Source organism: Shigella sp. SIG3, assembly GCF_053555855.1.
The window spans coordinates 1-17,109 of the sequence record NZ_JBQZXE010000080.1 but is presented as its reverse complement, the minus strand read 5'-3'; the positions used below and the strand labels follow the sequence as shown (position 1 = coordinate 17,109).

Annotated in this window: 18 protein-coding genes and 2 pseudogenes; 9 read left to right on the top strand and 11 right to left on the bottom strand. The window is 49.4% G+C overall.

What is annotated here, in order from left to right:
- The first annotated feature begins 326 nt into the window (after window positions 1-326).
- Complete coding sequence (locus ACUU1I_RS14190) at window positions 327-449, top strand: hypothetical protein (protein ID WP_000547919.1); 123 nt, start codon at window positions 327-329, stop codon at window positions 447-449.
- Window positions 446-1,012 (top strand): manganese efflux pump MntP, encoded by a 567-nt coding sequence (mntP, locus tag ACUU1I_RS14185; protein ID WP_005068711.1) that lies wholly within the window; start codon window positions 446-448, stop codon window positions 1,010-1,012. Before ACUU1I_RS14190 ends, mntP begins: the two co-directional genes overlap by 4 nt.
- On the opposite strand, the gene rlmA is transcribed toward mntP, so the two are convergent.
- From rlmA to mgrB, 5 genes are all read right to left on the bottom strand, one after another.
- Entirely contained in the window at window positions 1,009-1,818 is an 810-nt protein-coding gene (gene rlmA / locus ACUU1I_RS14180) for a 23S rRNA (guanine(745)-N(1))-methyltransferase (RefSeq protein ID WP_000010128.1), read from the bottom strand. The genes mntP and rlmA overlap by 4 nt on opposite strands.
- Window positions 1,819-1,983: 165 nt before the next feature.
- Window positions 1,984-2,193 carry a transcription antiterminator/RNA stability regulator CspE gene (gene cspE / locus ACUU1I_RS14175; RefSeq protein ID WP_001062678.1) on the bottom strand — a complete coding sequence of 70 codons (210 nt, stop codon included), beginning with the start codon at window positions 2,191-2,193 and terminating at the stop codon, window positions 1,984-1,986.
- Between the two features lie 12 nt (window positions 2,194-2,205).
- Window positions 2,206-2,349 carry a YobF family protein gene (locus ACUU1I_RS14170; RefSeq protein WP_032157072.1) on the bottom strand — a complete coding sequence of 48 codons (144 nt, stop codon included), beginning with the start codon at window positions 2,347-2,349 and terminating at the stop codon, window positions 2,206-2,208.
- Between the two features lie 669 nt (window positions 2,350-3,018).
- Window positions 3,019-3,306, bottom strand: coding sequence for a YebO family protein (locus ACUU1I_RS14165; RefSeq protein ID WP_001006860.1), 288 nt, complete (start codon window positions 3,304-3,306; stop codon window positions 3,019-3,021).
- 74 nt (window positions 3,307-3,380) lie between these two features.
- On the bottom strand, window positions 3,381-3,524 hold the full coding sequence (mgrB, locus tag ACUU1I_RS14160) for a PhoP/PhoQ regulator MgrB (RefSeq protein ID WP_000714550.1): 144 nt from the start codon (window positions 3,522-3,524) through the stop codon (window positions 3,381-3,383).
- Between the two features lie 158 nt (window positions 3,525-3,682).
- Here mgrB and ACUU1I_RS14155 point away from each other — a divergent pair, with 158 nt between their 5' ends.
- On the top strand, window positions 3,683-3,922 hold the full coding sequence (locus ACUU1I_RS14155) for a YobH family protein (RefSeq protein WP_001211011.1): 240 nt from the start codon (window positions 3,683-3,685) through the stop codon (window positions 3,920-3,922).
- Window positions 3,923-4,064: 142 nt separating this feature from the next.
- Here ACUU1I_RS14155 and kdgR read toward each other — a convergent pair whose 3' ends face one another.
- Complete coding sequence (kdgR, locus tag ACUU1I_RS14150) at window positions 4,065-4,856, bottom strand: DNA-binding transcriptional regulator KdgR (RefSeq protein WP_001262182.1); 792 nt, start codon at window positions 4,854-4,856, stop codon at window positions 4,065-4,067.
- A gap of 176 nt (window positions 4,857-5,032) precedes the next feature.
- Between kdgR and ACUU1I_RS14145 the strand changes: the two genes are divergently transcribed.
- Window positions 5,033-6,406, top strand: a complete 1,374-nt coding sequence (locus ACUU1I_RS14145) for an MFS transporter (RefSeq protein ID WP_001317881.1) — start codon at window positions 5,033-5,035, stop codon at window positions 6,404-6,406.
- Between the two features lie 45 nt (window positions 6,407-6,451).
- Here ACUU1I_RS14145 and htpX read toward each other — a convergent pair whose 3' ends face one another.
- From htpX to msrC, 4 genes are all read right to left on the bottom strand, one after another.
- A complete protein-coding gene (gene htpX, locus ACUU1I_RS14140) occupies window positions 6,452-7,333 on the bottom strand; it encodes a protease HtpX (protein ID WP_000984517.1) in 882 nt (293 codons plus the stop codon).
- Between the two features lie 191 nt (window positions 7,334-7,524).
- Window positions 7,525-9,573 (bottom strand): carboxy terminal-processing peptidase, encoded by a 2,049-nt coding sequence (gene prc, locus ACUU1I_RS14135; protein WP_001055798.1) that lies wholly within the window; start codon window positions 9,571-9,573, stop codon window positions 7,525-7,527.
- 19 nt (window positions 9,574-9,592) lie between these two features.
- Window positions 9,593-10,291, bottom strand: coding sequence for an RNA chaperone ProQ (gene proQ / locus ACUU1I_RS14130; protein ID WP_000431370.1), 699 nt, complete (start codon window positions 10,289-10,291; stop codon window positions 9,593-9,595).
- A 96-nt stretch (window positions 10,292-10,387) separates the two neighbouring features.
- Window positions 10,388-10,885 (bottom strand): L-methionine (R)-S-oxide reductase, encoded by a 498-nt coding sequence (gene msrC / locus ACUU1I_RS14125; protein ID WP_001043881.1) that lies wholly within the window; start codon window positions 10,883-10,885, stop codon window positions 10,388-10,390.
- 129 nt (window positions 10,886-11,014) lie between these two features.
- Here msrC and yebS point away from each other — a divergent pair.
- The 5 genes and pseudogenes from yebS (at window position 11,015) to ACUU1I_RS14100 (ending at window position 16,935) form a co-directional block, all read left to right on the top strand.
- Window positions 11,015-12,299 (top strand): annotated as a pseudogene (yebS, locus tag ACUU1I_RS14120) (membrane integrity lipid transport subunit YebS).
- Complete coding sequence (gene yebT, locus ACUU1I_RS14115) at window positions 12,268-14,766, top strand: lipid-binding membrane homeostasis protein YebT (RefSeq protein WP_005068695.1); 2,499 nt, start codon at window positions 12,268-12,270, stop codon at window positions 14,764-14,766. Before yebS ends, yebT begins: the two are co-directional and overlap by 32 nt.
- Before the next feature lie 79 nt (window positions 14,767-14,845).
- On the top strand, window positions 14,846-16,285 hold the full coding sequence (gene rsmF / locus ACUU1I_RS14110) for a 16S rRNA (cytosine(1407)-C(5))-methyltransferase RsmF (protein ID WP_005068692.1): 1,440 nt from the start codon (window positions 14,846-14,848) through the stop codon (window positions 16,283-16,285).
- A 117-nt stretch (window positions 16,286-16,402) separates the two neighbouring features.
- On the top strand, window positions 16,403-16,639 hold the full coding sequence (locus ACUU1I_RS14105; RefSeq protein WP_005068690.1) for a DUF1480 family protein: 237 nt from the start codon (window positions 16,403-16,405) through the stop codon (window positions 16,637-16,639).
- A 104-nt stretch (window positions 16,640-16,743) separates the two neighbouring features.
- On the top strand, window positions 16,744-16,935 hold the full coding sequence (locus tag ACUU1I_RS14100) for a YdfD/YebW family protein (protein ID WP_001296140.1): 192 nt from the start codon (window positions 16,744-16,746) through the stop codon (window positions 16,933-16,935).
- On the opposite strand, the pseudogene ACUU1I_RS14095 reads toward ACUU1I_RS14100, so the two are convergent.
- Window positions 16,936-17,109: pseudogene (locus ACUU1I_RS14095) on the bottom strand (serine/threonine-protein phosphatase); the annotation flags it as partial.

Below are 17,109 nucleotides of genomic sequence, written 5' to 3'. Positions count from 1 at the left end.
CGTATCAACTCAATAACTTATGAATTTAGCCAAAGCTATGTTTAGTGTATTTTTAATAATCAGACATAGCTTAGGCTATATTATCTCTTCCCTTATTTGTTATTTATTTTAACGTTTCATTGATATATAAACATAAATGAAAATCGTTATCAATAAAGCAATGAAATAATATATTCCAACAGTTGTTTTATATTCTCAAAATATGTTAAGGTTGCGCCCTCATTTGGGGAGTAGCCGATTTCCAGATTCCGGAAATGTACGTGTCAACATACTCGTTGCAAAACGTGGCACGTACGGACTGAAGACTTTCAGTCAGGCGAGACCATATGCACATCAATCGCTATGCCTGCATGAACGCGAAAACCCATCGCGGCTTGTTGTTCATGTATGCATGTTTGCTGGGGGCGATGATGTGTTTTATGGATACCCCGGTCAGGACGTTGTCATGAATATCACTGCTACTGTTCTTCTTGCGTTTGGTATGTCGATGGATGCATTTGCTGCATCAATCGGTAAAGGTGCCCCCCTCCATAAACCGAAATTTTCTGAAGCATTGCGAACCGGCCTTATTTTTGGTGCCGTCGAAACCCTGACGCCGCTGATCGGCTGGGGAATGGGCATGTTAGCCAGCCGGTTTGTCCTTGAATGGAATCACTGGATTGCGTTTGTGCTGCTGATATTCCTCGGCGGGCGAATGATTATTGAGGGTTTTCGTGGCTCAGATGATGAAGATGAAGAGCCGCGCCGTCGGCACGGTTTCTGGCTACTGGTAACCACCGCGATTGCCACCAGCCTGGATGCCATGGCTGTGGGTGTTGGTCTTGCTTTCCTTCAGGTCAACATTATCGCGACCGCATTGGCCATTGGTTGTGCAACCTTGATTATGTCGACATTAGGGATGATGGTTGGTCGCTTTATCGGCTCAATTATTGGGAAAAAAGCGGAAATTCTCGGCGGGCTGGTGCTGATCGGCATCGGCGTCCAGATCCTCTGGACGCACTTCCACGGTTAATAAGAACGCTGCCAGAGGTGAATATTAAAGTCCGTCTGGCAGTCGAACACTTCTTTTGCTGCCAGTGTTTGCCAGACTTCTGGCTTCGCACGCCAGGCAAACGGCGTCATCTGCAATAATGCGACGGCTTCATCACCGCGAAGACGCATCGGATAACACAACTCCGCACTCTGCTGTAATGTAAAACCTTCCAGTTGTTCTGCATGAGGTGCATGAAGATGTACTTCATTGTAAATCAGCCCCTTCAGCTCCATCAAATGTCGCGGTCCCGGCGTGGCAGTAATGACCCAGCCGCCGGGCTTCACTACTCGTGCTAATTCTTCTGCTTTACACGGCGCGTAAATACGTATTATGGCGTCCATACTGGTATCGGAAAACGGCAAACGGTGGCTGGAAGCGACACAAAGAGTGACCTGCGGATAGCGTTTCGCCGCCGCTTTTATCGCTACCTTCGAGACATCCAGGCCAAACGTGGTGATTTCGGGCAACGCATCGGCAAATGCGTGTGTGTAATACCCTTCACCACAGCCAATATCCAGCACCGCCGTGGCCTTTTCATCAAGCCGTTCCCGCAGTTGGGCGACAATTGCATCACGCAGCGGCTGATAATGTCCGGCATCTAAGAATGCGCGGCGTGCTTGCATCATTTCCGCGCTGTCGCCCGGATCACGAGACCGTTTATGCTGAACGGGCAGCAGATTGACATACCCTTCTTTCGCCATATCAAACTGATGTCGTTGGGGACAGATATAGCTGTTTTTTTCACGCGAAAGAGGCTGATGGCAAAGTGGACAGGAAAACGACATGACAACTCCGGCAGGATACTAAAGGCCGCAAGTGTAACGCGAATCACGTGGCTGGCAAATATCCGAACGCCAGGAGCGAAGATAAAGCATAGTAAAAAGCCTCGCATTCGACGAGGCTTTATAGCGAGATTGAAGCGTATTCACACTTCAGATCAGTGGATTCGATCAGATAGCTGTTACGTTAACAGCTGCCGGACCTTTCTGGCCGTCCTGAATTTCGAACTCAACGTTCTGACCTTCAGCCAGAGTTTTGAAGCCATTACCCTGGATAGCGGAGAAGTGTACGAACACATCTTTGCTGCCATCAGCCGGAGTAATGAAGCCAAAACCTTTAGACTCGTTGAACCACTTAACCTGACCTTTAATCTTTGCCATTTGAAAAATTCCTTAGATTGTTTTCTTCGCCCGCAGGCATAACATAGATAAAACTGACACATTACTGCATGAGGCACCAATATAAGGCTCGGCAGAGAAGCGGTATTCAACGTCAACGTGTTTACCTAGGACTTCTTTACTGAAAATGCCACACATAAACAGAACTGTACCTCGTTTAACCCGAAATCTTTTATCACATACAACGTTAATTATGGCAAGCCATTTTTAAACATGTCTCGATCAGACGCACAAATCTCGATACGTCTTCCACTTTTTTTGCACACTTATGCAACGGAATACGCGCCGATATATCATTGTGCTTAACCTTGCCAGTTCAGGCAGATACTTAAACTGGCGTAGTTTCTAACATAGTTCAATAAGTTCAGTTGTTCCAGGCCAGAGGGAGAAGTTATTACATAGTGCGTGCAATATCACATTTTCTGCTATGCAATGAATAAAAAGTTATATCACTTTTTCTCATAAAACAGTCAGTTAACGGCTATCAATTACCCTAAAGAGAAGTCAATCCCCAAAGGGATTGTAAATTTAAAATAAGAAAAATTGATGAGTGAGCAAAAAAATCAAGAGAGAAACGTTTCGCTAATAAATAATACCACGCTTAATCACAAATCTGATGTAAACATCCTAATAAATTAATGAGGAAAATATCTTTTTCTGATATCCCGTTACGCAAATAAATAATATGATAATTATTTGAAGTCAGACCAGAGTTTTAATTTGAAGCAGTTGCACCATGACAGTGCGTATAATCAGGATGAATTGAGTAACCCTTCAACGACGGGGTTACTCAAGATTGAGGAAGGATTATCGTTCGGCGACCAGGCGAATAATATCTTCGTCATCAACCGATTTTTGACTCTCAATGGTCTTTTTATCTGCTTTCTCTGGTTCGTTTGCTTCGCACAAACGACGTAACAGTGCATTTTGACGTTTTTGCTGATCCAGCAACGCCTCAAGCAGTTCAATCTGTTCGTTAGTCCGTGAACTGGCACGATTGATAAAAAACCACAAGATGAGCCCGATAAGAAGAACCACCACCGATACAACCAAAGACGCAATGTTCATCACGCCTGAATTTACAACTTCGTTCATTTCACCACCTCTGAGTAGAGGCGCTATTCTACCACTGCTGGAGAGGAAGAAAATCTAGTGCTGAAAAAATGATATCACCACGGGATAAACTGGTTAATGGCACAAATTCCGCTGAAAAATTGTACATCCTGATCGCACATCATGTTGAATACCTGCGCCCAAAGCAGCAAGCAAGCCAACACCACGACAACCAGAACGACCCATCGAAACTTTTTCACTCCAATCTCCGCTTCACCTACCTTATGTCATTAAACTAGCATGCGTTAGTTAAACAGCGCCTAACTATGTCGATATTCGTGCTTTTTCGGAATGAGTAGCTTGCTTCAGCGCATATTGCCGCTACGATTAAGCGAACATAAAAAGAGAAGAGATTGTAATGCGATTCATCATTCGCACAGTTATGCTGATAGCACTGGTATGGATAGGATTATTACTCAGCGGATATGGCGTTTTGATTGGAAGCAAAGAGAATGCCGCAGGATTAGGTTTGCAATGTACCTATCTGACGGCCAGAGGCACCAGCACGGTACAATACTTGCACACTAAAAGTGGTTTCTTGGGGATAACAGATTGCCCACTGTTACGTAAAAGCAATATCGTGGTCGATAATGGTTAAGGGTAATAAATAACCAGATTCTCACTCATGAGTAAAATATTCTTATAGCAAGCGCGTTTAATATAACGCACCTTCAACTTTATTTTTCTCATGCTAAATAAAGAACCTGTCTGTTTGATATTCCGACAGGTTCTTACTCTCATCAGAACGGATAGTCGTGATAACCCATTTGGGCAGAAATTTTGCGCGCTGCGGTATGCAACATTGCGACATATTCCTGTAAACGCTCTTCAGAGAAACGCAACGTCGGGAAGGAGATGCTCAAACCGGCAATGACCACGCCAAAGCGATCAAATACCGGTACCGCAATGCATCGCAGCCCTTCTTCCTGCTCTTCGTTATCTTCGCCATACCCCTGCTCGCGCACCTGGTCCAGAACGGGTAATAACGCTTCTGTACTGGTGATGGTCCGCTCGGTACTGCGTTTATACTCCACGCCCTCAAGAATTTGCTTCACTTCATCGCGATCGCGCCATGCCAGCAGTACCTTACCAATCGCGGTGCTGTACAGCGGATTACGACGCCCAATCCGTGAATACATGCGCAAATTGTACATAGAGTCAATTTTGTGAATGTAAACAATACTGTCTTCGTCCAGTGCGCCGAGGTGGATAGTTTCTTTGGTCAGGCGGGAGATCTCACGCATCTGGATATCTGCGCTACGAATTAAATCGACGTTTTGTAACGCGCGAGCGCCCAGTTCAAACAATTTCAGGGTCAGGGAATATTTCTCCGACTCCCCTTCCTGCGCCACATAACCTAAGGTTTTCATGGTCTGTAAAAAGCGATAAACGGTGCTTTTTGACATCATGACGCGCTGCGACAGCTCGGTTATCCCTATTTCGCGCTCTTCACCCAGCGCCTGCAAAATGCCAAAAACTTTTAGCACGGAAGATACAGAATCAGGCTGTTTATCCAGATCTGCGTTAGCCATTTATCACCTCATTGCGAGTGTTTTATAAAAATCAGAACTGTTTTTTATTATAATTTCGCACCAGGGTGGTCGCAATCCATCTTTTGCCGGTTAGTTACAATTCTGCGACATCCACCGTGAATATCAGTGCTAGAATCATACCCCTGTTGATTATTCACCAAAGATATAAAATTCCTATGCCAAAAGTTCAGGCCGACGGCCTGCCATTGCCCCAGCGATACGGTGCGATATTAACCATTGTGATTGGTATTTCGATGGCTGTCCTTGACGGCGCAATCGCCAACGTCGCCCTGCCAACAATCGCCACGGACCTTCATGCCACACCAGCCAGTTCCATCTGGGTAGTGAACGCCTATCAAATCGCCATTGTCATCTCCCTGCTCTCGTTTTCGTTTCTGGGCGATATGTTTGGCTATCGACGTATTTATAAATGCGGTCTGGTCGTTTTTCTGTTGTCTTCACTGTTCTGCGCCCTTTCTGATTCGCTGCAAATGCTCACCCTTGCGCGTGTCATACAAGGTTTCGGCGGTGCAGCGTTGATGAGCGTTAATACCGCACTTATCCGCCTGATCTATCCACAACGTTTTCTGGGGAGAGGGATGGGCATAAACTCGTTTATTGTTGCCGTCTCTTCTGCTGCCGGGCCGACAATTGCTGCAGCAATCCTCTCCATCGCATCCTGGAAATGGTTATTTTTAATCAACGTACCGTTAGGTATTATCGCCCTGCTTCTGGCGATGCGTTTTCTGCCACCCAATGGTTCTCGCGCCAGTAAACCCCGTTTCGACCTGCCCAGCGCCGTGATGAACGCGTTAACCTTCGGCCTGCTTATCACTGCGTTGAGTGGTTTCGCTCAGGGGCAATCGCTGACGTTAATTGCTGCGGAACTGGTGGTAATGGTTGTTGTTGGTATTTTCTTTATTCGCCGCCAGCTTTCTCTTCCCGTACCGCTGCTACCGGTGGATTTACTGCGTATCCCGCTGTTTTCACTTTCTATTTGCACATCTGTTTGCTCTTTCTGCGCACAAATGCTGGCAATGGTTTCCCTGCCCTTTTACCTGCAAACCGTGCTCGGGCGTAGTGAAGTCGAAACAGGTTTACTTCTGACACCGTGGCCGTTAGCAACGATGGTGATGGCTCCGCTGGCAGGCTATTTGATTGAACGCGTACATGCAGGATTGCTGGGTGCTTTAGGGTTGTTCATCATGGCTGCGGGGCTTTTTTCCCTGGTTCTGCTGCCCGCGTCACCTGCGGATATCAATATTATCTGGCCGATGATCTTATGTGGCGCTGGATTTGGCTTATTCCAGTCACCCAATAACCACACCATTATTACCTCCGCTCCGCGCGAACGTAGCGGTGGGGCCAGTGGCATGTTAGGAACGGCTCGTCTACTGGGTCAGAGTAGTGGCGCGGCGCTGGTGGCGCTGATGCTAAATCAGTTTGGTGATAATGGTACGCACGTCTCGCTGATGGCTGCGGCTATTCTGGCAGTGATTGCTGCCTGTGTCAGTGGTTTACGTATCACTCAGCCACGAGCCAGGGCATAAAAAAAGCGCGTCGATCAGGACGCGCTTTTTAGTATTTACTTCATATTACTTCAGGTATTCACCCGTACGCAGAGCTTCAATACGTTTATCCAGCGGCGGGTGAGTCATGAACAACTCACTGAGCGATTTCGACTTACCGTTAATGCAGAAAGCCATCATGCTGGTTGCTTCTTGCGGTTCATAGCTGGTTTTCAGGCGCTGCAGCGCGGCAATCATTTTCTCGCGACCAACCAGTTTTGCCGAACCGGCATCAGCATGGAATTCACGATGACGCGAGAACCACATGGTGATAATGCTCGCCAGAATACCAAACACCAGTTCCAGAACCGTTGCAACCGCAAAGTAGATCAGCGGGTTGCCGTTGCTCTCTTCACCTTCATCACGATTTCCGCCCATAAAACCCGCGGCAAGCTGCGCCAGAATACGGGAAATAAAGATAACGAAGGTGTTCACCACGCCCTGAATCAGCGTCATGGTGACCATATCACCATTGGCGATGTGGCTGATTTCGTGAGCAATTACCGCCTCGGCTTCATCCGGGCTCATGTTCTGCAGCAAACCGGTGCTGACAGCAACCAGAGAGGCATCACGGCGCGCACCGGTTGCAAAAGCGTTGATGTCCGGCGCATGGTAGATAGCCACTTGCGGCATAGCGATCCCCGCCTGACGAGCCTGGGTTGCTACAGTATTGACCAGCCAACGTTCCCTTTCGTTACGCGGTTGCTCGATCACTTCCCCGCCAACAGATCGTAATGCCATCCATTTGGACATCAGAAGCGAAACGAAGGAACCACCAAAACCGAACAGCAAGGCCATGATCATCAGCCCCTGAACGCTGCTCGACTGTATCCCTGTCAGGCTCAGTACCAGCCCGAAAACGACCATTACGGCCAGGTTCGTTAGCAGGAAGAGCGCGATTCGCATCATAATTTTCTTTTTACCTCAGTTTAACAAAACGCAATATGCGATACCCACATCGTATGGGTTACGCGACTATTTTCAAGTCTGGATAGTGCGTAAGTCACCAGAAAGACACAACTTTACATTTTGTAGCATCTGATTTACGGCATCTTGCCGCTGTTAAAAAATCAGGCACAATTTCTTGTGCCTGATTGATATTACTTGACGGGAGCGGGTTGTTCCGCGGGTCTGGCTTTTTCAAGCTTCGCCAGATCGAGTGCGATATTCACCGTCTCATCCAGATAAGGATCCGGCTCCTGGTAATCTTTCGGTAGATCATCCAGCTTCTTCAACTCCGGTTTACCTTCGCGTTTAAAGCGTTCGTTCAAACGCGCCAGACGCGTCGCATCATCTTCATTATTCTCTTTCTCACGCACAGCGTAGTTCAGAGAAACGATATTGCGCTTGTCCTTCATAGCGTTGAAGCGCGCGATATCCTTCATGATGTTCTGGAACTCAGGATCTTTCGCGATACGCGCATTATGTTCCTTCAGCAGCTCCGGTTCAAAGGCAGTTAAATCTCCTGATTTCACATAAGTCGCGGCATCGATGCTATCCCACGGCAGCGCGTTATCTTCGAATTTCTCACCCGTTTCCGTTTCTTCATTACCCGTCGGCATGATGATGTCTGGTGTTACGCCTTTACGTTGCGTACTGCCGCCGTTAACGCGATAGAATTTCTGGATCGTGTACTGCACAGAACCCAGCGCTGGCCATTCAGGACGTAACATCTGATCGTAAATACGGTTCAATGAACGGTATTGCTGAACGGTGCCTTTACCAAACGTCGGTTCACCCACAACCAGCGCACGACCGTAATCCTGCATTGCCGCGGCAAAGATTTCTGAAGCCGAAGCACTGAAACGGTCAACCAGTACCACCAGTGGGCCTTTATAGAACACCTGCCCGTCGGTATCGCTGTCTTCACGAACCTTGCCGTTGTTATCGCGGACCTGAACAATGGGACCCGCAGGAATAAACAGACCTGAGAGCGATACCGCTTCGGTCAACGCCCCACCGCCATTGCTACGCAGGTCGATGATCACACTGCTGACATTCTGTTTTTCCAGTTTCTGCAGTTGAACTTTGACATCGTCTGTCAAACCCACATAGAAGCCCGGAATATCCAGCACGCCGACTTTCTCTTTACCGACGGTCTTCACCGACATTTTAACCGCGCGGTCTTCGAGACGAATACGTTCACGGGTCAACGTTACAGTACGGGTCTTGGTCCCTTTACCAGCAGGTAAAATTTCCAGACGAACTTTACTGCCCTTCGGCCCTTTAATTAAGGCAACCACATCATCAAGACGCCAGCCAATCACGTCAACCATCGGCTTGCCTGTTTGACCAACACCGACAATTTTGTCACCAACGCTGATAGCTTTACTCTTCGCTGCCGGACCACCTGCCACCATCGAATTGATAACGGTGTAGTCATCATCCATTTGCAGCACTGCGCCAATACCTTCCAGTGACAAACTCATTTCAGTGTTGAACTGTTCGGTATTACGCGGGGAAAGATAGTTGGTATGCGGATCGATTTCACGCGCAAACGCCATCATTGCCAGCGAGAAAACATCTTCGCTGTTGGTTTGCGCCAGACGACGAATGGCAAATTTGTAGCGGCGTGTCAGGGTTTCACGAATTTCTTTATCCGTTTTTCCTGTCAGCTTCAGGCTTAACTCGTCGAATTTGACTTTACTGTCCCACTGCGCGTTCAACTCAGCCTCGTTTTTCGGCCAGGGCGCTTTGCTGCGGTCAAGGTTATAAGTGTCGTTGCCGGTGAAATCCATCGGCTTTTCCAGTACCGACAAAGCGTACTGGTAACGTTCAAAACGGCGCTTTTGCGCCAGATTGTAGAGATCGTAGAAAACGTCGAGTTTGCCTGAACGCAGTTCATCGCCTAACTCGGTTTTCTTTTTCGCGAACTGTTCAACATCGCTTGCCAGCAGCACATTGTGGCTGTAATCGAGCAGATTCAGGTAGCGGTCAAAGATTTTGGCCGAAAATGCCTGATCGAGGTCGAACTGGCGATAATGAGAACGGGTGAAGCGCGACGTTACGCGCTCACTTACCGTCGCATGCTGCGTCTCTTCCTTTAATACCGGAATTTGATCAGCACGCGTGATATCTTCTACAGCGAAGGTCTGGCCTGCTATTGCAAGCAGGCCAGCTAACGCGGTAAGCCTAAAAAACATGTTCATGCCTGGCCCGGCCTCCGTTTCAGAACACCAGGTGTTCTGCGCGCACAATCAAAGACATACCCGAATTCAGCTGGACGCGGACGCCGTCTTTGGTGATTTCTAATACGGTGGCATCCATCGCGTTTTGACCCGCTTTCACCTTCAGGGCTTGTCCGACAGTCAGAGCTGAAATGTCAGAAACCGGGGTGTGCTGTTCTTCGCGAGGTGCTTTTACTGTTTTTGGCGCTTTCTCTACCGGCTTTTGCGCACGAGGTTTACGTTCAGCGCCTTCTTTGCGGCGTGGCGTGGTCGGACGTGGCTTGCGTTCGCGGCGCGGTGCGTCTTCTTTCTCACCAGCAGCTGCGGCAGCTTCGCGTTTTTTCGCTTGCTGTTCAGCACGCTGTGCCTGAACACGCGCTTTCGCTTCTTCAAGCTGCTTGCGAGCATGCTCTACATGTTGCTCGTCCAGCTCACCGCATGGGTTGCCGTCAAGATCGACACGCGTTGCGCCGGGTTTAACACCGTAAAGATAACGCCAGCTCGAAGTGTAGAGACGTAAAGCGGATCGTAATTGCGTTTTGCTCAGGTTCATTTCCCCGGCAACACGATCGACCAAATCCTGAAAAATACCAATTTTCAGCGGACGCGCTTCACCTTCCGCACTGAAACAGTGGGGAAAACGTTCGGCGAGAAACGCGATTACTTCTTTACTGCTATTCAACTTAGGTTGATTTTCCATGAAATTTCCTGATTACAACGGACGTAGCCAACAAGCGCAGGCATGAACAGGCGTCATTATAATGACGCTACCAGTAAATGCTACGTTATCCGTTGATTATCCTGCGACGCTCGCAAAGAATTTTTTGTAATCCGTCGTTGCAAGCACTTTTTCAAGCTGTGCCACAAGCTGACGTAAGCCTTGCTCGTCCTCGTCTGTAAAGCGAGCGAAGACGGTACTATCGATGTCGAGAACACCAATAATCTGATTTTTCACCACCAGCGGCAGAACAATTTCAGAATTACTCGCCGCATCACAGGCAATATGCCCGTCAAACGCGTGAACATCCTCGATACGCTGCACTTGATTGCGGGCAACCGCTGTGCCGCACACCCCGCGCCCGACGGGTATCCGGACACAGGCAATTTTGCCCTGAAATGGTCCGAGTACCAGGGTATCGTCCTCAAGCAAATAAAAACCTGCCCAGTTAACGTCAGTGAGACGCTCGTATAACAACGCACTGGTGTTCGCAAGCGTTGCCAGAAAACTGGTTTCTCCCGCCATCAGCGCGTTAAAGTCGCGATTTAAATCCGCGTAAAATTCTGTTTTGTTCATTATTTAATCACTTGGTTGTCTTACCTGGAACTGCCAGCCTATTAAAATAAGCATTAAATGCGTTAATGCTCAAGATCATTCCCATCATGGGTTAAGATTAATGTTAATTCTTATTACATTTGGCACGTCATGGCTCTTAACACACCACAAATTACGCCGACAAAAAAGATAACAGTGAGGGCAATCGGCGAGGAACTGCCGCGTGGTGATTACCAACGTTGCCCGCAATGTGACATGCTGTTTAGCCTGCCCGAGATAAATTCTCATCAAAGTGCCTATTGTCCGCGCTGTCAGGCAAAAATTCGCGACGGGCGCGACTGGTCGCTAACGCGCCTGGCGGCAATGGCCTTCACCATGCTGTTGCTTATGCCGTTTGCCTGGGGCGAACCGCTGTTGCATATCTGGCTGTTAGGCATTCGTATTGACGCCAACGTCATGCAAGGCATCTGGCAAATGACCAAACAGGGCGATGCGATAACGGGATCAATGGTCTTTTTCTGCGTTATTGGTGCCCCCCTCATTCTGGTGTCCTCCATAGCATATTTATGGTTTGGTAACCGACTGGGAATGAATTTACGTCCGGTACTGCTGATGCTTGAGCGACTTAAAGAGTGGGTAATGCTGGATATCTACCTGGTCGGCATTGGCGTTGCTTCTATATAAGGTACAGGATTATGCCCATATCCAGGCGGGTGTCGGCTTGTTCTCTTTTGTGGCGTTGGTGATTTTAACGACGGTGACGTTGTCACATCTTAATGTTGAGGAGCTGTGGGAGCGATATTATCCGCAGCGCCCCGCTACGCGTAGGGACGAGAAACTTCGTGTCTGTCTTGGGTGCCATTTTACCGGCTATCCTGATCAGCGTGGTCTCTGCCCGCGTTGCCATATCCCGCTACGCCTGCGTCGTCGTCATAGTTTGCAAAAATGCTGGGCGGCGCTGTTAGCGTCAATCGTTTTGTTGTTACCAGCCAACCTATTGCCTATTTCTATCATTTATCTGAATGGTGGCCGGCAGGAAGATACGATTCTTTCCGGAATTATGTCGCTGGCAAGTAGCAACATTGCGGTTGCGGGAATCGTGTTTATCGCCAGTATTCTGGTACCGTTTACTAAAGTGATCGTCATGTTCACTTTACTGTTGAGCATTCATTTTAAATGCCAGCAAGGTTTACGCACACGCATTCTGTTACTGCGGATGGTGACCTGGATTGGACGCTGGTCGATGCTCGACCTGTTTGTCATATCTTTAACCATGTCGCTGATTAATCGCGATCAGATCCTCGCTTTTACTATGGGACCGGCTGCGTTTTATTTTGGCGCTGCCGTAATTTTGACTATTCTTGCTGTGGAATGGCTGGACAGCCGCTTACTTTGGGATGCACATGAGTCAGGAAACGCCCGCTTCGACGACTGAAGCGCAGATTAAAAATAAACGCCGTATCTCACCTTTCTGGCTGCTGCCTTTCATCGCGCTAATGATTGCCGGTTGGCTGATTTGGGACAGTTATCAGGACCGGGGTAATACCATCACCATCGACTTTATGTCGGCGGATGGTATTGTTCCGGGCCGTACGCCTGTTCGTTATCAGGGCGTTGAAGTCGGAACAGTGCAGGATATCAGCCTCAGCGACGATCTTCGTAAGATTGAAGTCAAGGTCAGCATCAAGTCCGATATGAAAGATGCGCTGCGCGAAGAGACTCAGTTCTGGCTGATGACGCCAAAAGCATCGTTGGCAGGTGTCTCCGGGCTGGACGCCCTCGTCGGTGGGAACTATATCGGCATGATGCCGGGTAAAGGTAAAGAGCAGGATCACTTTGTCGCGCTCGATACCCAACCGAAATATCGGCTGGACAATGGCGATCTGATGATCCACCTGCAAGCCCCCGATCTCGGTTCGCTGAACAGCGGTTCATTGGTCTATTTCCGCAAGATCCCGGTGGGAAAAGTCTACGACTATGCCATCAATCCCAACAAGCAAGGCGTGGTGATTGATGTCCTGATCGAGCGGCGTTTTACCGATCTGGTGAAAAAAGGTAGCCGTTTCTGGAACGTTTCCGGCGTTGATGCCAACGTCAGTATCAGTGGCGCGAAGGTGAAACTGGAACTGCCGAGTGGAGCAGGATTAACCGCCGACTCGACGCCGTTAATGTATCAGGGGCTGGAAGTCGGACAGCTGACTAAACTGGATTTAAATCCTGGTGGTAAAGTCACTGGGGAAATGACCGTTGATCCCAGCGTCGTTACCCTGCTTCGTGAAAATACCCGCATAGAATTACGCAACCCGAAATTATCCCTTAGCGATGCTAATCTCAGCGCCCTGCTGACCGGAAAAACCTTTGAGTTGGTGCCCGGCGATGGCGAGCCACGCAAAGAGTTCGTTGTTGTGCCGGGCGAAAAAGCCCTGCTGCAAGAGCCGGACGTTCTGACACTGACCCTGACAGCACCGGAAAGTTACGGTATTGATGCGGGTCAGCCGCTCATTCTTCACGGCGTGCAGGTAGGCCAGGTTATCGATCGTAAACTCACCAGCAAAGGCGTCACCTTTACCGTCGCCATCGAGCCTCAGCATCGAGAACTGGTAAAAGGCGATAGCAAATTTGTCGTCAACAGCCGTGTCGACGTGAAGGTGGGGCTGGATGGCGTTGAGTTTCTCGGTGCCAGCGCCTCAGAATGGATTAACGGCGGGATACGTATTCTGCCGGGCGATAAAGGCGAGATGAAAGCCAGCTATCCACTGTATGCCAATCTGGAAAAAGCGCTGGAGAACAGCCTTAGCGATTTACCCACCACAACCGTGAGTTTGAGTGCAGAGACGCTGCCGGATGTGCAGGCAGGATCGGTAGTGCTGTACCGTAAATTTGAAGTTGGTGAAGTTATTACCGTGCGTCCGCGAGCTAACGCGTTCGATATCGATCTGCACATTAAACCGGAATATCGCAACCTTTTGACCAGCAACAGCGTGTTCTGGGCAGAAGGCGGGGCGAAAGTTCAGCTGAATGGTAGTGGCCTGACCGTACAGGCATCCCCGCTCTCCAGAGCATTAAAGGGGGCCATTAGCTTCGATAACCTCAGTGGTGCCAGCGCCAGTCAGCGTAAAGGCGACAAGCGAATTCTGTATGCTTCCGAAACAGCGGCCCGTGCGGTTGGCAGGCAGATTACGCTTCACGCTTTCGATGCCGGAAAACTGGCGGTCGGGATGCCAATTCGCTATCTCGGTATTGATATCGGGCAAATCCAGACGCTGGATCTGATTACCGCACGCAATGAAGTACAGGCAAAGGCGGTGCTCTATCCGGAATATGTCCAGACCTTTGCTCGCGGTGGTACGCGCTTCTCAGTGGTCACACCGCAAATCTCGGCAGCTGGCGTTGAGCATCTAGATACTATCCTCCAGCCGTATATCAACGTCGAACCAGGCCGTGGCAATCCTCGTCGCGACTTTGAATTAGAAGAGGCCACCATTACTGATTCGCGTTACCTAGATGGTTTAAGCATTATTGTTGAAGCGCCGGAAGCCGGTTCGTTAGGCATCGGTACGCCTGTGCTGTTCCGTGGTCTGGAAGTAGGTACGGTTACCGGAATGACGCTGGGGACATTGTCAGATCGCGTGATGATTGCGATGCGCATCAGTAAACGCTATCAACACCTGGTGCGTAACAATTCCGTCTTCTGGTTGGCATCGGGTTACAGTCTGGACTTTGGTCTGACGGGCGGCGTAGTGAAAACCGGCACCTTTAACCAATTTATCCGTGGCGGCATCGCCTTCGCCACGCCTCCGGGTACGCCACTTGCACCGAAAGCCCAGGAAGGCAAACACTTCCTGTTGCAGGAAAGTGAACCGAAAGAGTGGCGTGAATGGGGAACTGCGCTTCCCAAATAATGCCCACTGCTCCGGCGTGCCTGCGCCGGAGCGTTTATGCTAAACTGCGCGCCTGTTTTTTTGCCAGTGGTACATGCTCGTGGCCCAACACGCCGTTTATTTCCCGGACGCGTTTCTGACACAAATGCGCGAAGCTATGCCTTCGACGCTCTCATTTGATGATTTTCTTGCCGCCTGTCAGCGCCCGTTGCGCCGCAGCATTCGCGTTAATACGCTGAAAATCTCCGTTGCTGATTTCCTGCAATTAACCGCTCCTTATGGCTGGACGCTTACGCCAATTCCGTGGTGTGAAGAAGGTTTCTGGATTGAACGCGACAATGAAGATGCATTGCCATTGGGTAGTACCACCGAGCATTTAAGTGGCCTGTTTTATATTCAGGAAGCCAGTTCAATGTTGCCCGTCGCCGCCTTGTTTGCTGACGGTAATGCACCACAGCGGGTGATGGATGTCGCTGCTGCGCCAGGCTCAAAAACGACGCAAATTGCCGCGCGGATGAATAACGAAGGGGCAATCCTTGCCAATGAGTTTTCCGCCAGTCGGGTAAAAGTGTTACATGCCAATATCAGCCGCTGTGGCATCAGTAATGTTGCGCTCACACATTTTGGTGGCCGCGTGTTTGGTGCGTCAGTGCCAGAAATGTTTGATGCCATTTTGCTGGACGCTCCCTGCTCCGGCGAAGGCGTGGTGCGTAAAGATCCCGATGCGCTAAAAAACTGGTCACCCGAAAGCAATCAGGAAATCGCAGCTACCCAACGGGAACTGATTGACAGCGCCTTTCATGCATTACGTCCTGGCGGTACGCTGGTTTACTCGACCTGTACCTTAAACCGGGAAGAAAACGAAGCCGTTTGCCGGTGGCTGAAAGAGACTTACCCCGACGAAGTAGAGTTTTTACCACTTGGCGATCTCTTCCCTGGTGCAAACAAGGCGCTGACCGAAGAAGGTTTTTTGCATGTTTTCCCACAAATTTACGACTGCGAAGGCTTCTTCGTTGCTCGTCTGCGTAAAACTCAGGCGATCCCCGCCTTACCCGCCCCAAAATACAAAGTGGGCAATTTCCCGTTCAGCCCGGTGAAAGATCGCGAAGCCGGACAAATTCGTCAGGCGGCTGCAAGTGTTGGCTTAAACTGGGATGGAAACCTGCGACTCTGGCAACGCGACAAAGAACTGTGGTTGTTCCCGGTAGGCATTGAAGCCCTGATCGGTAAAGTCCGATTTTCTCGCTTAGGGATTAAACTTGCCGAAACGCATAACAAAGGTTATCGCTGGCAGCATGAAGCGGTTATTGCCCATGCCTCCCCCGACAATGTAAACGCTTTTGAACTGACACCGCAGGAAGCGGAGGAGTGGTATCGCGGGCGCGATGTTTACCCGCAAGCCGCGCCAGTGGCGGATGACGTGTTGGTTACTTTCCAGCATCAGCCGATTGGTTTAGCCAAACGGATTGGTTCGCGACTGAAAAACAGCTACCCGCGTGAACTGGTGCGGGACGGGAAACTTTTTACCAGTAACGCATGACAGCGCACAAAAAAAGCGCACTTTTTGACTGGCACATTCGGCGGCCTCAACTAGGCTGAAAAATTGTGCGATCGGACTGGTCGTACCACAATCAGCAGCTAAATGGAGAGCACGAAGATGAAAACCAGTGTGCGCATAGGCGCTTTTGAAATCGACGACGGCGAATTACACGGTGAATCGCCGGGTGATCGAACGTTAACCATTCCTTGTAAATCTGACCCCGATTTATGTATGCAACTGGATGCCTGGGATGCTGAAACCAGTATCCCTGCCCTGCTAAATGGCGAACACTCTGTCCTTTACCGTACCCGTTACGATCAACAATCTGATGCCAGGATTATGCGTCTTGCCTGATCCAAAAAGAACCCGTCGGCATGGCGGGTTATTTGTCCTGGTTATTCCCCCGTTGTAAAATCTCTCCTAAACTTAACGGTACGGCACCACACTTCGGGGATGAAATGTTCGCGCTGGTACTTTTTGTTTGCTACCTGGATGGCGGTTGTGAAGATATTGTTGTGGATGTCTACAACACGGAACAGCAGTGTCTTTATTCTATGAGCGATCAACGGATCCGCCATGGCGGTTGTTTTCCGATTGAGGATTTTATAGATGGTTTCTGGCGACCAGCACAGGAGTATGGTGATTTTTAATTATTGCAGTTGCACAAGAGTCAGTTCGCCCCCAAAGACAGCACCGGTATCAATATAATGCAGGTTGCCAATATCCACGCGATGTCGCAACGGTGTATGACCAAACCAGAAATGATCAGCACCTGTAATTCCCTGCCCTTTTGGGCGTTCACCTAATCGCGAGCGGCTACACAT

What these genes read in the sequence shown, in the direction of transcription:
- ACUU1I_RS14190 (WP_000547919.1), top strand. Translation starts at nt 327, where the DNA reads ATGCACATCAATCGCTATGCCTGCATGAACGCGAAAACCCATCGCGGC.
- mntP (WP_005068711.1), top strand. Translation starts at nt 446, where the DNA reads ATGAATATCACTGCTACTGTTCTTCTTGCGTTTGGTATGTCGATGGAT.
- rlmA (WP_000010128.1), bottom strand. Translation starts at nt 1,818, where the DNA reads ATGTCGTTTTCCTGTCCACTTTGCCATCAGCCTCTTTCGCGTGAAAAA.
- cspE (WP_001062678.1), bottom strand. Translation starts at nt 2,193, where the DNA reads ATGGCAAAGATTAAAGGTCAGGTTAAGTGGTTCAACGAGTCTAAAGGT.
- ACUU1I_RS14170 (WP_032157072.1), bottom strand. Translation starts at nt 2,349, where the DNA reads ATGTGTGGCATTTTCAGTAAAGAAGTCCTAGGTAAACACGTTGACGTT.
- ACUU1I_RS14165 (WP_001006860.1), bottom strand. Translation starts at nt 3,306, where the DNA reads ATGAACGAAGTTGTAAATTCAGGCGTGATGAACATTGCGTCTTTGGTT.
- ACUU1I_RS14155 (WP_001211011.1), top strand. Translation starts at nt 3,683, where the DNA reads ATGCGATTCATCATTCGCACAGTTATGCTGATAGCACTGGTATGGATA.
- kdgR (WP_001262182.1), bottom strand. Translation starts at nt 4,856, where the DNA reads ATGGCTAACGCAGATCTGGATAAACAGCCTGATTCTGTATCTTCCGTG.
- ACUU1I_RS14145 (WP_001317881.1), top strand. Translation starts at nt 5,033, where the DNA reads ATGCCAAAAGTTCAGGCCGACGGCCTGCCATTGCCCCAGCGATACGGT.
- htpX (WP_000984517.1), bottom strand. Translation starts at nt 7,333, where the DNA reads ATGATGCGAATCGCGCTCTTCCTGCTAACGAACCTGGCCGTAATGGTC.
- prc (WP_001055798.1), bottom strand. Translation starts at nt 9,573, where the DNA reads ATGAACATGTTTTTTAGGCTTACCGCGTTAGCTGGCCTGCTTGCAATA.
- proQ (WP_000431370.1), bottom strand. Translation starts at nt 10,291, where the DNA reads ATGGAAAATCAACCTAAGTTGAATAGCAGTAAAGAAGTAATCGCGTTT.
- msrC (WP_001043881.1), bottom strand. Translation starts at nt 10,885, where the DNA reads ATGAACAAAACAGAATTTTACGCGGATTTAAATCGCGACTTTAACGCG.
- yebT (WP_005068695.1), top strand. Translation starts at nt 12,268, where the DNA reads ATGAGTCAGGAAACGCCCGCTTCGACGACTGAAGCGCAGATTAAAAAT.
- ACUU1I_RS14105 (WP_005068690.1), top strand. Translation starts at nt 16,403, where the DNA reads ATGAAAACCAGTGTGCGCATAGGCGCTTTTGAAATCGACGACGGCGAA.
- ACUU1I_RS14100 (WP_001296140.1), top strand. Translation starts at nt 16,744, where the DNA reads ATGTTCGCGCTGGTACTTTTTGTTTGCTACCTGGATGGCGGTTGTGAA.